The organism is Pedobacter suwonensis (assembly GCF_900111825.1).
In the GTDB taxonomy this organism is placed as follows: Bacteria; Bacteroidota; Bacteroidia; order Sphingobacteriales; family Sphingobacteriaceae; genus Pedobacter; species Pedobacter suwonensis.
Genome location: NZ_FOJM01000001.1, coordinates 43,071 through 57,008 on the forward strand (window position 1 = coordinate 43,071; position 13,938 = coordinate 57,008).

A 13,938-nucleotide genomic window follows, 5' to 3' on the forward strand; every position below is an offset into this window, starting at 1 on the left:
CTGAAATTGAATTTAAAGGGATGTAAAAGCGACTATTAAAATATGCTTTACACCTCGCTTATTTCAGCATAAATAGCAGCTTTTTAGTTCAAAATCAATTTCAATAGCTGTTTGATGCATAGTAAATTTTTTTATTATACTGTAAATGAGATAATTAAATTAATTTCTAAATAAATAACTACAAAATCTATAGATATTATATACTAATTTATATATTTGTCTAAATCTAAGTGTTACATCTGTTGAACGATTAAATTAAAAATCATGTCGATTTATTTTCAATACCCTGCTATAGATGAATATCCTCAATTGCTTGATCCTTTGCAAACAGAAGCAAAAAAAATGGAAATTGATCAGGATGAAGATAATTTGAATAAAGAACAGATTTTAGCGCTAAGAGATTATTTAACACTAAAGCAATTGTAAAAACACGGCCAGTTGACCGATTGGAAGGTGGAGTTTCATAAACTCTTTATAGTGGTTCGAATCCATTACTAGGCCGCAAAGTGTATCTCATAGCACTTTATCCTGATTCTGCTCAATCAGGTAAGATTTGGTTATCTTATATTTGTTTTGTTGTTAGCAAGGCTATTCGCGATGAATAGCCTTACTTTTTATTAGACGCTGTAACCCTCCGTGCAACGAAGAATCTTGACCAAGTTAGCGCGATTGGTTGTTTTTAGAAGCGCAGTTTCAGTGCTGTTGGGAGAGGTTTGGTCCTGCTGTACACTTCAATCTTTTTGGGGAAATTAAGAAAAGACAACACGTCTTTGCCAAAAAGGATTTCCGTTTCCATCAGGGCTATACAGCAGGTATAGCGGTTTAAAATTATTTGGGACGGAATCAAATTGTTAGACATGCAAAATAAATGAGTTGGTAAAAGATTTTATGTATTGTTCTACGCGGCAAATATTTTTAAAATCTCAAAACATTTTATTTCAAATGCGGTTACTTATATAATTCACATTATACTAATCTTTTACAGATTAATTTGTTTGGTTTAAAAAAGGGATTTATGGATATAAATCCCTTTTCTTTTATGCAATTAATTTTAACTCTATATTTAGCCGTATCAATTCCACTATCCTGTTTTAGATGAATAGAAAACATTTCCTTTCTTCGTTTATTGCATCAGCTACGATGTTGCCCGCCTTTAGCGCTTTAGCTATGGAAAGCGAAAGTTCGGCATTTAAAATCCCACCCTATTTAAAACCTGGAGATACTATCGGAATAACCAGTCCGGCGGGATACATTACCCTGGAACAGATTCAACCTGCGATTTTGCAGATGCAGGGTTGGGGATTTAACATTAAGGTAGGCGAAACCATCGGCAAGCGTGATTTTACCTACGGCGGAACAGATGAAGAAAGGCTGGCTGATTTCCAGAAAATGCTAAATGATCCCGATATTAAAGCCATTATGTGTGCACGTGGCGGTTATGGTTTTATACGCATTATTGATCAGCTTGATTTTTCCTTTTTTAAAAGAAATCCTAAATGGATTATCGGTTTCAGCGATATTACTGTACTACATTGCCATCTGGCCAAAAAATTTGGCATTGCTTCGATCCATGCCAAAATGTGCAACAGTTTTCCCGATGATTGGGCTAAAGCCGAACCCATACAGATAGAAACAATCCTCTCCATAAAGAATGCTTTGACAGGTGAAGAATTGGGTTATACTGCTCCGGTAAATAGCAATAACCGTTTTGGGAATACAGATGCAATATTGGTTGGCGGGAACCTGAGCATTATTGAAACACTTGCCGGCAGCTCATCAGACTTAGATACTAAAGATAAAATTTTATTTATAGAAGATACCGGCGAATACTTGTACAGCATCGATAGAATGTTGTGGAGCTTAAAACGTAGCGGCAAACTTAAACACCTGAAGGGACTGATTGTGGGTGGGTTTAAAGTGAAACCAGACGATGCAGGCGAAGAATTTGGAAAAAATATTTATGATATCGTACTGGAGAAAGTAAAAGAATATTCCTACCCGGTGGCATTTGATTTTCCTGTTGGTCACCAACGCAATAACTTTGCACTCAAATGTGGTGCAAAACATACGCTTATGATAAATGAAAACGGCTCGGCCTTGCGCACGATTTAACTCTATCGGCTTAGTGATAAGTTTTCGCTTTATAATAGCGACTAATTACTGTTAAAATTTCGTATTTTTGATAATAAAGTATTGGTCATGACTATCATCGCACATCCTAAAAACAAAAAGCAAGCGGCTGCAATTGAGGCTGTTCTAAAAGCTTTAGATGTATCTTTTCAAAAAGAAGAGGCAAGTCCTTATCATCCTGAATTTGTAGCTAAAATAAAGTCCAGGGCAGCAAGCGCTGAGAAAGGCAACACAACCAGAATTAAAGATCCTAAAAATATATGGGAAAGTATTTTATAGAAGTTGAAAAACAAGCTAAAAAAGATCTAGAAATACAATACAAATCTGGGGATAAAGCCTCAATTAGAAGAATAAATCAGATTTTTATCGAATTATCTGAACATCCTGAAATCGGAATCGGAAAACCTGAAAGATTGAAATTTGATCTATCTGGTTTTTGGTCAAGGCAGATAAATCGTAAAGACAGGTTGATTTATAAAATAGAAGAAAATATAGTAACCGTTACCATAATATCAGCATTAGGCCATTATAGCGACAAATGAAATCTAAGCCGTTTTCACTTCATCCTCGCTGTAATCTTTGATATCAGTAATGTAACCGTTAATCAAGAGAAAATCGAACAATGGTTTGGCTTCTGGTGTAATCGGCATATTCTTCGTTGTAATGACCTGATTGGTTTTTTTGTCGAGAAAAGGGTAAGCAAATAACCGCACATTGGTATTAAACATGTCGTTTACGTAACTCAACAGTTGACCGGAATAATTTTCGCCACTGAAGTTTTTAGCATTGAATACGAACTTCAAGTTGTTGATGTTTGTAGCTAAGCCAACACTTTTTGGCTTACACCGTGCCAGGTATTTTGCAAGTCGGTTATGACGGGTAAAATTAGAAACAATCACCGTGTTTCCGGTATCGCACATCTCCTGGGTACGTTTAGCTACTGTTTCTAAATCGATATCATCAGGTGTTTCCTGCGCATCGGTTAAAACATTGGTTGCCAAAACTTCAATCATTACAGCAAGATTTCCCTCCTCTACTTTATTGGTACGTTTAAACTGCTCGGTAGCTTTGTTAAACAGGTTAAAGTTTGGCAATGATTTTTGCCCGTATTTAGTCCGTAAAATCATGATATCTTTCTTGTACAAAAGGTCCTTGGCCTGTCGTGGATGCGCATCAGCATCGAAAATGGCAGCAGCCGAGAAATCTTTCATAATCATGTACAGATTGAGTAAGATGTTATCTACTCCGGGAAATGCTGGTCCTTTAACCGAAATCAAATCAATTTCTACTGATCCGATGGTTAAATTGTCAGCCAGCGATTCTACCATGATCTTAGGATCCTGGTTATAATAGAAAGCTGCATAAAGCAAGTTTACACCGATGATACCCAGCACGCGCTGTTGCATGTTTACATCAGTATCTAACAAGCGGACATGAAAGAATATTTCATTAGGGAAGCCCCCCGGCTCATTTTGGAACCTGATTCCAACCCAGCCGTGGGGTTCATTGGTACGTTTATAATTTAAAGTGGTTACGGTATCAGCAAAAGCAAAAAAGGTACGGCTTTCATACTTTTCGCCTGATAAACGCTCATTAAGCAATCCAAATTCATGGTCAAGCATCTGTAAAAGCCTGTTTTGGCTAACGTACCGTCCATTTGCTTCTGCTCCATAAATAGCATCACTAAAAGTCATATCGTAGGCCGACATGGTTTTTGCTACTGTTCCAGAAGCTGCTCCGGCATTAAAAAAATTTCTTGAAACTTCCTGTCCGGCACCAATTTCAGCAAAAGTGCCGTAGATTCTTGGGTCAAGATTTATTTTGAGTGCTTTGCGTTTCGTATCCAGAATTTCTCTTTCCATGCCGCGAAAATACAAAAAAATGAGGTTAAGCTAATTTTAAGTATGTAACTTAAAATCGATCTAAATACTAAACGACTCCACGCCATTACCTAGAGCCATTTAGATTGAAATCTTGCAGAATGCAGAATCTGATTCCGTTGTCAACTAGATAGATTTCTCCACTTCGGTCGAAATGGACGATCCGTATTAAAAAAATAAGGTTAATGCCATCCGGCATTAACCTTATAAAACCTAAACCTAAACTCAATGATTACGAAATCTGCATCAGTCACCAATCAACTTCATCTCTAACCTACTGATGCAGGTTTCATAATACTTAAAAACTAAACTATTATGAAAAATCCTCTTCCGAGAATGCTTTATTACGATACTACAATTTCTCTGTGCTGTAATTTCGCTGTATCTTTTTTGCTGATGTTGATCGATAAAATGCCATCTTTATATTCGGCTGTGATTTTATCCCCATCAGCAGTATCAGGTAAATTAAATGATCTGGCAAATGAGCTGTAATCAAATTCTTTACGGGTAAAATCTTTAGCTACCTGGTTTTCATCTTTTTTTACTTCCGCCCAAACAGAAAGCGTGTCTTTTTTTAAATTGATTTGAAAGTCTTCTTTTTTCAATCCCGGGGCAGCCAGCTCAATTACATATGCCGCCTCATTTTCATGAATATTCACATTCGGTGATTTATCAACCATTTTGTTTTTACTTACAGCGTCGCTAAACAATGAGTCAAAAACATTGTTAAAGTAAGGAGCAGTGTTACGGGTTCTGTTGTTAAAATTTACAAGTGTCATATCGCTTATTCTTTATTTTTTCTAATTTTTAAATTGATAATTCATTCTATTCAACTTATATACCAATCCAGATATTTATGATTTTTAAGACATTTTGGCAAAATAAATCGAAATCAAAAGACAAATTGACAGAAATTAAGGCTTTTTCAGACAAATTCAATTATAAAACAAATATTCATCTGCGCTTTGTTGATTTTGATATGATGGGGCATGTAAACAATTCTGTTTACTTCACCTATCTGGAGATCGCCAGAACTAAATACTGGGAAGAAATTATTAAATGGAATTGGAAAAAGACGGGGATAGTGATTGCGCACGCAGAATTAGACTATATTTTACCCATCGTAATGAACGATAAAATTGCTGTCCACGTGAAAACATCAAGGATTGGTAATACAAGCTTCGATCTTGAGTACCAGATTGTAAAGCTGAAGGGAAGTGAAGAAGTAATCTGCAGTAAAGGAAAAACAGTTTGTATAGCCGTTGACTATGCCACAGGTAAACCTACGGCAATTCCTGAAGAAGAAAAACAAAAAATGCTGTGTTTTGAGCAATTGAGTAGTCAATAATCATCCTGCTGGACTTGTTTCACTGAGTTATAGACTCAGGTTATTAATGAGTCCGTAGAGTTGCTGTGCTTAACTCTACGGACAGAAAGGTATAAACTCACAGAAAGGTATAAACTCAGGTTTATTGATGAGTCCGTAGAGCCGCTGTGCTTAACTCTACGGACAGAAAGGGGTTTTTACTGAGTTATAAACTCAGTTTTATTCATCAATCCGTAGAGCCGCCGTGCTTAACTCTACGGATAGAAAGGGATGCCGTGAAACAAGTTCAGGGTAACGGATAAATAAATCAATCTGGCATAATCTTTCCCGGATTTAATATTCCATTAGGATCGAAAACATGTTTAATCCCTCTCATTAAATTAAGGTGTATTTCTGAGTACTTTATGGGCATAAATTCTTTCTGAACCAGGCCAATGCCATGTTCTCCTGAAAGGGTGCCGCCTAAAGCGGTGGTGAGTTCAAATATTTCAGCGATACCAGATTTGAGTTTGTTTTTCCAGTCCTCATCACTCATTCCCGCCTTAATAATATTTACGTGCAGATTTCCATCGCCCGCATGTCCGTAACAAACACTCTCAAAGCCATATCTGGCGCCAATCTCTTTAATACCACTTACGAGTTTAGGTAAAGCCGCGCGGGGAACGACTGTATCTTCTTCCTTATAAACCGAATTAGATTTAACTGATTCGGCCATTGTTCTGCGCATCCGCCACAATTCCTCTTTTTGAGCAGCTGTATCAGCAAATAAAACTTCCGTACAGTGGTGTTCTTCTAAAACGATGTTGGTTTTCTCGCAATTTTTAAAAATATCATCCAGGTCATCGCCATCAAATTCAATCATCAATAAAGCAGCCACATCTTCTTTTAAATCAAATTTAATATCATCAAATTTGATTACCCATTCTACGCCTTTCCGTTCCATAAACTCCAGGGCTGATGGTGTTACGCCGGCCCTGAAAATGGCTGAAACTGCAGCACAGGCAGCTTCGTTAGTGCTAAAAGATCCCATCATTAAAACCGATTGACCAGGCTTAGGCAATAGCTTGGTTACGATTTTAGTCACCACACCTAAGGTACCTTCCGAGCCGATCATCAATTGCGTTAAATTATATCCTGAAGCATATTTCAAGGTATTTGCGCCTGTCCAGATAATATCGCCGTTGGGCAACACCACTTCCAGATTTAAAATGTATTCGCGTATGGTGCCATATTTTACTACTCTTGGGCCACCTGAGCCGTGCGCCACATTACCTCCAATAAAACAAGATCCTTTACTACTGGGATCAACCGGATACAAAAGGCCTTTTTCTGCTACTGCATTAATAAATTCTTCGGTAATTACCCCAGGCTCAACAGTTGCCTGTAAGTTTTCGGTATCAATATCCAGAATGGCCTTAAACTTTTCCATTGATAGCGAAACCCCGCCATAAATGGGCAAGGCAGCGCCACTTAAGCCTGTTCCACCTCCACGGGGTGTAACCGGAACATGATGGGCATTGCAGATTTTCAATAAGGCCGAAACCTCTTCCGGCGTAGTGGGCTTAACCACCACCTCCGGCTGATAGCGTAAATCTTCAGTTTCATCATGGCTATATTTTTCGAGGTTTTCGGTGTCTGTGAAAACTTTATCGGCACCAATTGCTGATGTGATTGCTGCTAAAATTTCGTTATTTATAGGGGTAAAATTCATTTTAATTTGTTGCTGAATAACTAAGTTGAACAAAAGAATGGCCGATCTGTCCGGGCATTGGCGGATGAAGCTTTTTTATGCCTACGTCAATCTTTTCTACAAAGGGGTATTTTTCAATTACTTTTGAGATGATATTATTCAAAACGGTTTCTAATAGCTTTTGGGTATTTTTCATCTCCGCAATAATAATATTGTTCAAATCTTCGTAATTAACGGTCTGCACCAGTTCATCATCAAAACCCCTTGGCGTAAATTCGGTTGTTAAATCGATAATAAAATGATTTCCAGTTAGTTGCTCTTCAGGGTAATAACCATGCAAAGCAAAACATTTCACATCTTTTAAAGCTACAGTTTGTTTGAAATGGCTCATGTATGTTCTTTAAGCTGTAAAATTAAATTTTTATTCATGAATTTAATGCCCATTACCGTAAATTGTTACCTTTGAAATGAACGCGGTTTTTTAACCAGATAATACAAAATTACATGAGCAAATCAGTGAAAAAAGACCTGTATGAGGCGCCAGACTATTATTTATTAGATGAATTATTAACCGATGAACACAAATTAATCCGTGCTACGGCCAGAGATTGGGTAAAAAAGGAAGTGAGCCCTATTATTGAGGATTATGCTCAAAAGGCAGAATTCCCTAAACATTTAATAAAGGGACTGGCGGATATCGGTGCTTTCGGACCTACCATTCCGGTTGAGTATGGTGGTGCCGGACTGGATTATACTGCTTATGGAATTCTGATGCAGGAAATAGAACGGGGCGATTCAGGCATCCGCTCTACCGCATCTGTCCAGGGTTCGTTGGTGATGTACCCTATTTATGCCTATGGAACTGCAGAACAGCGTAAAAAGTACCTTCCTAAATTGGCCAGTGGTGAAATGATGGGCTGTTTTGGCTTAACTGAATCGGATCATGGCTCCAATCCGGGCGGCATGGTTACCCATATTAAAGATGCCGGAAGTCACTATATTTTAAACGGCGCAAAAATGTGGATCAGTAATGCTCCTTTTGCCGATATTGCTGTGGTTTGGGCAAAAGACGAATCAGGCAAAATCAGAGGAATGGTGATAGAACGTGGAATGGAAGGTTTTTCTACGCCAGAAACCCATAATAAATGGAGTTTACGCGCATCGGCAACCGGTGAGCTTGTTTTTGATAATGTTAAAGTGCCAAAGGAGAATGTTTTCCCTGAGATCAGCGGATTAAAAGGTCCGTTGGGTTGCTTAAACCAGGCACGTTACGGTATTGCCTGGGGTGCTTTGGGCGCAGCAATGGACTGTTATGATACTGCTTTGCGCTACTCGAAAGAGCGTATTCAATTTGGAAAGCCGATCGGTGGTTTCCAGCTGCAACAAAAAAAACTGGCCGAAATGGTAACCGAAATTACGAAAGGTCAGCTGTTGGTTTGGCGTTTGGGCGTACTTAAAAGCGAAAACAGGGCTACGGCCGAACAAATATCCATGGCCAAAAGAAACAGTGTAGAAATTGCCCTGGATATTGCACGTAACGCACGCCAAATGCTTGGCGGAATGGGTATTACCGGCGAATACTCCATTATGCGCCATATGATGAACTTAGAATCTGTAGTTACTTATGAAGGTACACATGACATACACCTATTGATTACGGGCATGGATGTGACCGGATTGAATGCCTTTAAGTAAGAAGGATTAAAAATTTTAGAATTTTAATGATAAGGAATACCAGATCAGATACATCGATATTTAAGCTTTAACTTGTCGAATAACTTTTAAAAGAGAAGCTGAAAAGAAATTTTGCTGAGGGCTTGATTTTTGGAAAAAGCCCTACCCTTTGTTATTGATAATCTATTAATTTTAGAGCTCAAGGCGCATAAATATGAAAAACTATCATTCGGCACAAGCTAAAAATTTTATTGTAGCTTATAATTTCAATGTCGGATTATTGATTAATTTTGGCGCAATAAGTCTCCAGTTTAAAAAGATTTGCAATCCTGGAATGAATATAGATCAGGATTGAACAAAGTCTAATGATTGGGATGATAACGTATACTTAATCTTAACTAATAAATAATCGGATCTGATTTTCCTGAGCTTTGATCACTAAAATCTTTAAATCCTAAAAATAATGATACAGAATGGACTTTAAAAAATATACCTACATACCTGCCCCACCCGAAGAAGTTTATTTAGCGCTGACCAAGGATATCAGCATAAAATTATGGACCGGTGCCGAAGTGGAGTTTGAAGAAGTGCCCGGAACCGAATTTTCTTTCTGGGATGGCGATATTACCGGTAAAAACATCGAATTTGTTTATGGAAAGCAGATTGTACAACAATGGTATTTTGGAGAAGAAAATGAACCATCCATCGTAACCATTAAACTTCACGAAGATAAAAAAGGAACATCACTTGAATTTAGGCAAACCAATATTCCTGATGAAGATTATAAAGATTTTACGGAAGGAATTCAGGAGTATTTTTTAGGTGGTCTGGTCGATTTTTTTGAGGAGTAACAATAGCATCAATGAAAGCTCCAATTAATACTCTCCTTTTTTCTTTTTTGCTAATTGTCTTTTTATCAAGTTCCTGCAGAACCTACCTAAGCCCGGCTTTACCTGGAAATAATATGGGGTATCTGCCGCGTCAGATGGAGGCCGATAGCATTAAATCGTTAACACATGCATCAGCCAGTTACGCCGGGGCGTCCTCTCCTGGAAATGGTAGCGTTTCATTTGAAATGGGTATGTTAAACATTAACCGTGCGCATACTTTTAAGGGGTTTAATGTTGCATATGGTGTGATGGGTTATTTAGGAAATGCTGAACACCTGTATTCAAATAATAGAAATGATGCCAATGGCGATTACCCGCCCGCTTTTAACAAAAAAATGTATGGTTTTGGTTTAAGAACTTCTGTCGGTTTTCACAGTACTTCCATAAATGGAAATACCGATTTCAGATTTATAAATTGGGAAAACGCACTAAGTACCGAAAATGGAGCATATGCTGATTTCAGGGATGAAATTTACAATGGTAAAGTTTATAATTATGCGGGTGTTTCAAACAGAAAAAGATTTTGGACAACCGGACTTTCAACCGAGGTAATTTTCAGGGCCAGGCGCAACCATGATATCAAACACGCTTTCAGGCTGTTCATTGGTGGAACTCCGGGACTGGCCAACAGTTTTAAATACGGCCAACTCGCAGATCTTGATAAAGTAATCAACAGTTCCTCTGCATGGAATTTTAACTACTTTTTAAGCGTAAAAAGATTTACACTTTCACTTGAAATAGCGAAAAATATAAATCTTGCCAGTAAGATTTCTCTTGGGTATAAATTTCAATAAAAACATATCAATGACAGAGCTGTTCTAATATAAATTAAAAGCAATATTATGAACAGAACATTAGGAATTGTATTGATTGTTGTTGGCATTGCCATGCTCATCTGGACTGGTTTCTCTTATACTAAAAAAGAAAAAATTGTGGATGCAGGTCCCATTCAGATATCAGCAGATAAAGAAAAATCTGTAAACTGGCCTCCATATGCCGGTGGTATTATTTTAATAGCGGGTGTAATTGTTTTTGCGACTTCGAAGAACAAGAAATAATATTGAAAATCCTTTCTGGCTATTATTTTAATTGAGTTAAATTATAATCTGGTTGAGCTAGTTAATGCATTTAATAATATATTGATTTTAAATTACTTGTAATTTATAAGGTGCATTTATGCAATTGATTAACTCAGTGCTGTTGCAACCGGGGATAAGCGGAAACCCCGTAACCACCTGGACAAAATATTGCGGGCAAAACCAGGGTAAGCAATGTGCTTGTTGGCACTAACTACGAGCAAAGCAAAAAAAAATAGCCTGCATTGCAGAGGTGAAGACGATTTGAGATAGTAAAATCGTTATTGCATAAATGTTTTTTCAGAAAACTCGTCATCTCGACTGAAACGCGGTGGAATGGAGAGATCTAGGATCAAGCGGAATTCTTGGGGGAAGCTTTTAAGCGTATATTTTTGATAATCTGAAAAGAAAGAAATTGATGTCTCTGACGCCTCTGGATGTTGCTCTGAACGCTTTGACTTTGGCATTGAAGGATTCGGCCGATGCATTTGTACCTCTGTTAATGAAGAAGTTTAAAATCGAAAGGTAATGTGACTGTATTGACCTGGCCACCGTACGGAAAGCTTCAATCCCGCAATCCTCAACCTGATTGTACTATAATGCCAGCTTTTTAAAGGCTTGTTCTTTACTCTTGCAGACTTTAAAGATATCCCCGAGCCTTAGTGATAGTTCATAAGCATGTTTCAATTGCGGATATCGTTCAAACAATAGTTCAGCACGTTTGCTTTGTACGGCTGTCCATTTTGAATGGTGTTTGAAAAGCAGGTATCTGCTTCTGGCAAGTAGTTGTTTGAGCGTATCTCCGTTAGAAAGCACCTCTGGCTGATAACCTGCTTTGTTCTTCCTGGCCTGCGCAACAGCCTGGTTTTCAAGATCCAGGGCAGCCCAGCGGTACTTTATCCTGCATTCCTGAACTGCATCATAAGCCAGTTTCTGTACATGGAAGCGATCAATTACCCGGTGTGCATTGACAAAACACCGCTTAATGGCCAGTTGCATATTTGCAGCCATGTCCATGGTTACCTCCTGTACACGTTTTCTAGAACGCTCAGGAATCTTCTTAAGCACACCGATGATATCTTCTGCTACAGTTCCCTTTATCATTGCTACGATGGCCCCTTTGCGGCCTTTTGCTTCCTTATTGGTAATGATGGTATAAAGTTCTCCGTTGGATAAGGCGGTCTCATCAATGCTCAGCCTGCTGCTTAGGTTACCAGCAAAAAGCATCCATTCATGGGCATGGTCCTTTTGATCCCAGCCAGAATAATCGCTGATATGTTCTTTGTACTGCTCCTGGAGCTGCTTGCCCTCAACCTGGAAATAATGCCCAAGGTGATAGCAGCTGATGGGATGGTTATCCAAATATTCCTTTTAAAAAAAGACCGAATTCCGTTGTCATTCGCGCCCCTTTTCTGATCAGATCCCAGTCCCTGCTGATGATTGCATTGGTCTTTTTAACCGTCCAGCGCCGTCTTTTGATGCGAAGGGCTACTTTTTGTCCGCGGATGGGAAAGTCCTGGATGCTAACCTCAGGAAAGAATCCCTTGGATTCAAGATCTTCCTTCAGGTAGCCTGAAGGTGCGATATTCTTCTCTTCCAGATAGATCTGCAGCTCTTTCTGTTCCTTTTCAACTTTGGTCAGTTCGAAATAATCCAGGATCCCATCGGGAAGTAATAAACTAATAAGGGTTTGCTCGGCTTGGTTCAATGTAAATCAGTAATTGTTCAGAATACAAAGGAACAAATTATTCTTTCCCCCCCAAGAATTCCGCTTGATCCGAGATCTACCAAATAGATTTCCCGACTTCGCTGCACTTCGCTCGAAATGACGAGTTTTTAAAAATCTATATCTCGTAACTATATACCGATCTTATCGCATCCCTGAGGTTATATTTTGATGCCATCACTTCTCCGTAAGCACCCGCACTTCTGATAGCAAAAATATCCCCTCTAAACGATTCGGGTTGTTCTACCTCTTTGCCAAAACAATCGGTACTCTCACAAATTGGACCGACGATATCGTATTTTACGACTTCGGACTCTGGACGGACTCCGGACTGACTAAGATTCTCTATTTTATGGTAAGCCTGATACAATGCCGGACGCATCAGTTCGGTCATCCCTGCATCTAAAACAACAAAGTTTTTCTTCTTTCCGTTTTTAATATACAGTACACGGGTAATTAATGATGCTGATTGACCAACCAAAGCCCTGCCCAGTTCAAAATGCACTTCCTGACCAGGTTTAATGGTTAAGAATTCATTGAAAATTTTAAAGTAAGATCCGAAATCAGGAATTTGATGATCGGGGTTGTGGTAGTCGATCCCTAAACCTCCACCTACATTCAATACCTGAAGTTTAAATCCCTTATCTTCAAACCATGCGGCAAATTCATTTACGCGAACGCAAAGGTTTTTATATACATCCAGATTGGTAATCTGCGAGCCGATGTGGAAGTGAATACCGATAAACTTAAGATTTTCTGAAGCTTTTAGGGCATCGGTACATTCAGTTAAATCCCATGAATTGATCCCGAATTTATTTTCATCTAACCCTGTTGTAATATTATGATGGGTATGTGCATCAACATTTGGATTAATGCGGATGGCAACCTGAGCAGTTTTACCTTTTTTAGCCGCCAGTTCATTTAATACCGCTAATTCCTGGATAGATTCTACATTAAAGCAAAAGATATCAAGATCCAGGGCCTCATTAATCTCTTTGTCAGATTTACCCACGCCGGCAAAAACAATTTTTTTATTGTCGAAACCAACCTCTACTGCTCTTTTAACCTCGCCGGCACTCACACAATCTGCACCGAAACCAATTTCTTTGATCTGTTTTAACACTACAGGATTGAAATTTGCCTTTAATGCATAATGGATGTGAAATTGATAAGGAGCTGCTGCATCTGCACAAGTTTGCAGGGTTTTTTGCAACAGATCGGTATCATAGTAGTAAAAAGGCGTTTCAATATTGTTAAACTTTGATATATCTTTATCGGCGAACATGTTCAAATTCCTTGTTATAATTTTAATTTTATTCTTTGCGCTAATTTATTTGGGTAACTACCTCGATTTAAAGCATGGAAGAATTACCCGGAAACAATATAATGGGAAAATCCGATTTTTTATCGTATTGCTATTATTGTTACTGTTTCTTTTATTTATAAAAAAATGAAGATAGAGGCCGCAATATTTATTGTTCTTATTCTTTCTGCAGGATTATTTAATTCTTACAAAAAATATAAAAACGGTTTGTTACCAGCAAA

16 protein-coding genes and 1 pseudogene are annotated in these 13,938 nt (G+C 38.3%); 10 read left to right on the plus strand and 7 right to left on the minus strand.

The genetic code is table 11. The annotated features are described in order from the left end of the window. Positions 1 to 264: 264 nt before the first annotated feature. From BM107_RS24575 to BM107_RS00190, 4 genes are all read left to right on the plus strand, one after another. Complete coding sequence (locus BM107_RS24575) at positions 265 to 426, plus strand: hypothetical protein (RefSeq protein ID WP_159435170.1); 162 nt, start codon at positions 265 to 267, stop codon at positions 424 to 426. Positions 427 to 1,095: 669 nt separating this feature from the next. Beyond that, complete coding sequence (locus BM107_RS00180; RefSeq protein ID WP_090978925.1) at positions 1,096 to 2,112, plus strand: S66 peptidase family protein; 1,017 nt, start codon at positions 1,096 to 1,098, stop codon at positions 2,110 to 2,112. Positions 2,113 to 2,199: 87 nt separating this feature from the next. After that, positions 2,200 to 2,409: a DUF2683 family protein gene (locus BM107_RS00185; protein WP_090978927.1), complete on the plus strand. Its 210-nt coding sequence runs from the start codon at positions 2,200 to 2,202 to the stop codon at positions 2,407 to 2,409. Further along, entirely contained in the window at positions 2,391 to 2,672 is a 282-nt protein-coding gene (locus BM107_RS00190) for a Txe/YoeB family addiction module toxin (protein WP_090978930.1), read from the plus strand. Before BM107_RS00185 ends, BM107_RS00190 begins: the two co-directional genes overlap by 19 nt. Positions 2,673 to 2,675: 3 nt before the next feature. On the opposite strand, the gene BM107_RS00195 is transcribed toward BM107_RS00190, so the two are convergent. Continuing rightward, complete coding sequence (locus tag BM107_RS00195; protein ID WP_090978933.1) at positions 2,676 to 3,992, minus strand: nicotinamide mononucleotide adenylyltransferase; 1,317 nt, start codon at positions 3,990 to 3,992, stop codon at positions 2,676 to 2,678. Positions 3,993 to 4,354: 362 nt separating this feature from the next. Further along, positions 4,355 to 4,789, minus strand: a complete 435-nt coding sequence (locus BM107_RS00200) for an Hsp20/alpha crystallin family protein (protein WP_090978936.1) — start codon at positions 4,787 to 4,789, stop codon at positions 4,355 to 4,357. Positions 4,790 to 4,866: 77 nt separating this feature from the next. On the opposite strand from BM107_RS00200, the gene BM107_RS00205 reads away from it, so the two are divergent. Beyond that, on the plus strand, positions 4,867 to 5,358 hold the full coding sequence (locus tag BM107_RS00205; RefSeq protein ID WP_090978939.1) for an acyl-CoA thioesterase: 492 nt from the start codon (positions 4,867 to 4,869) through the stop codon (positions 5,356 to 5,358). Positions 5,359 to 5,644: 286 nt separating this feature from the next. Here the strand turns inward: BM107_RS00205 and BM107_RS00210 are convergent, their stop codons facing one another. After that, positions 5,645 to 7,048, minus strand: coding sequence for an FAD-binding oxidoreductase (locus BM107_RS00210; RefSeq protein WP_090978943.1), 1,404 nt, complete (start codon positions 7,046 to 7,048; stop codon positions 5,645 to 5,647). Position 7,049: 1 nt separating this feature from the next. Beyond that, complete coding sequence (locus tag BM107_RS00215; protein WP_090978947.1) at positions 7,050 to 7,418, minus strand: dihydroneopterin aldolase; 369 nt, start codon at positions 7,416 to 7,418, stop codon at positions 7,050 to 7,052. Positions 7,419 to 7,531: 113 nt separating this feature from the next. Here BM107_RS00215 and BM107_RS00220 point away from each other — a divergent pair, with 113 nt between their 5' ends. The 5 genes from BM107_RS00220 (at position 7,532) to BM107_RS00240 (ending at position 10,649) form a co-directional block, all read left to right on the plus strand. Beyond that, complete coding sequence (locus BM107_RS00220) at positions 7,532 to 8,722, plus strand: acyl-CoA dehydrogenase family protein (RefSeq protein WP_208864303.1); 1,191 nt, start codon at positions 7,532 to 7,534, stop codon at positions 8,720 to 8,722. 193 nt (positions 8,723 to 8,915) lie between these two features. Beyond that, a complete protein-coding gene (locus tag BM107_RS25300) occupies positions 8,916 to 9,056 on the plus strand; it encodes a GxxExxY protein (RefSeq protein ID WP_134203527.1) in 141 nt (46 codons plus the stop codon). A 118-nt stretch (positions 9,057 to 9,174) separates the two neighbouring features. Next, complete coding sequence (locus BM107_RS00230; protein WP_090978950.1) at positions 9,175 to 9,552, plus strand: SRPBCC domain-containing protein; 378 nt, start codon at positions 9,175 to 9,177, stop codon at positions 9,550 to 9,552. A gap of 113 nt (positions 9,553 to 9,665) precedes the next feature. Beyond that, entirely contained in the window at positions 9,666 to 10,385 is a 720-nt protein-coding gene (locus tag BM107_RS00235) for a hypothetical protein (RefSeq protein WP_134203528.1), read from the plus strand. Between the two features lie 48 nt (positions 10,386 to 10,433). After that, positions 10,434 to 10,649, plus strand: a complete 216-nt coding sequence (locus tag BM107_RS00240; RefSeq protein WP_090978957.1) for a hypothetical protein — start codon at positions 10,434 to 10,436, stop codon at positions 10,647 to 10,649. A gap of 396 nt (positions 10,650 to 11,045) precedes the next feature. On the opposite strand, the pseudogene BM107_RS00245 reads toward BM107_RS00240, so the two are convergent. The 3 genes and pseudogenes from BM107_RS00245 to lysA all read right to left on the minus strand — a co-directional run bounded on the left by BM107_RS00245 (position 11,046) and on the right by lysA (position 13,678). Next, a pseudogene (locus BM107_RS00245) lies at positions 11,046 to 12,029 on the minus strand (ISAon1 family transposase). After that, a complete protein-coding gene (locus BM107_RS00250) occupies positions 12,022 to 12,375 on the minus strand; it encodes an ISAon1 family transposase N-terminal region protein (protein ID WP_090978960.1) in 354 nt (117 codons plus the stop codon). Before BM107_RS00250 ends, BM107_RS00245 begins: the two are co-directional and overlap by 8 nt. 136 nt (positions 12,376 to 12,511) lie before the next feature. Further along, the gene (lysA, locus tag BM107_RS00255; RefSeq protein ID WP_090978963.1) at positions 12,512 to 13,678 is read right to left on the minus strand and encodes a diaminopimelate decarboxylase; all 1,167 of its coding nucleotides are present in this window, start codon (positions 13,676 to 13,678) and stop codon (positions 12,512 to 12,514) included. Between the last annotated feature and the right edge of the window lie 260 nt (positions 13,679 to 13,938).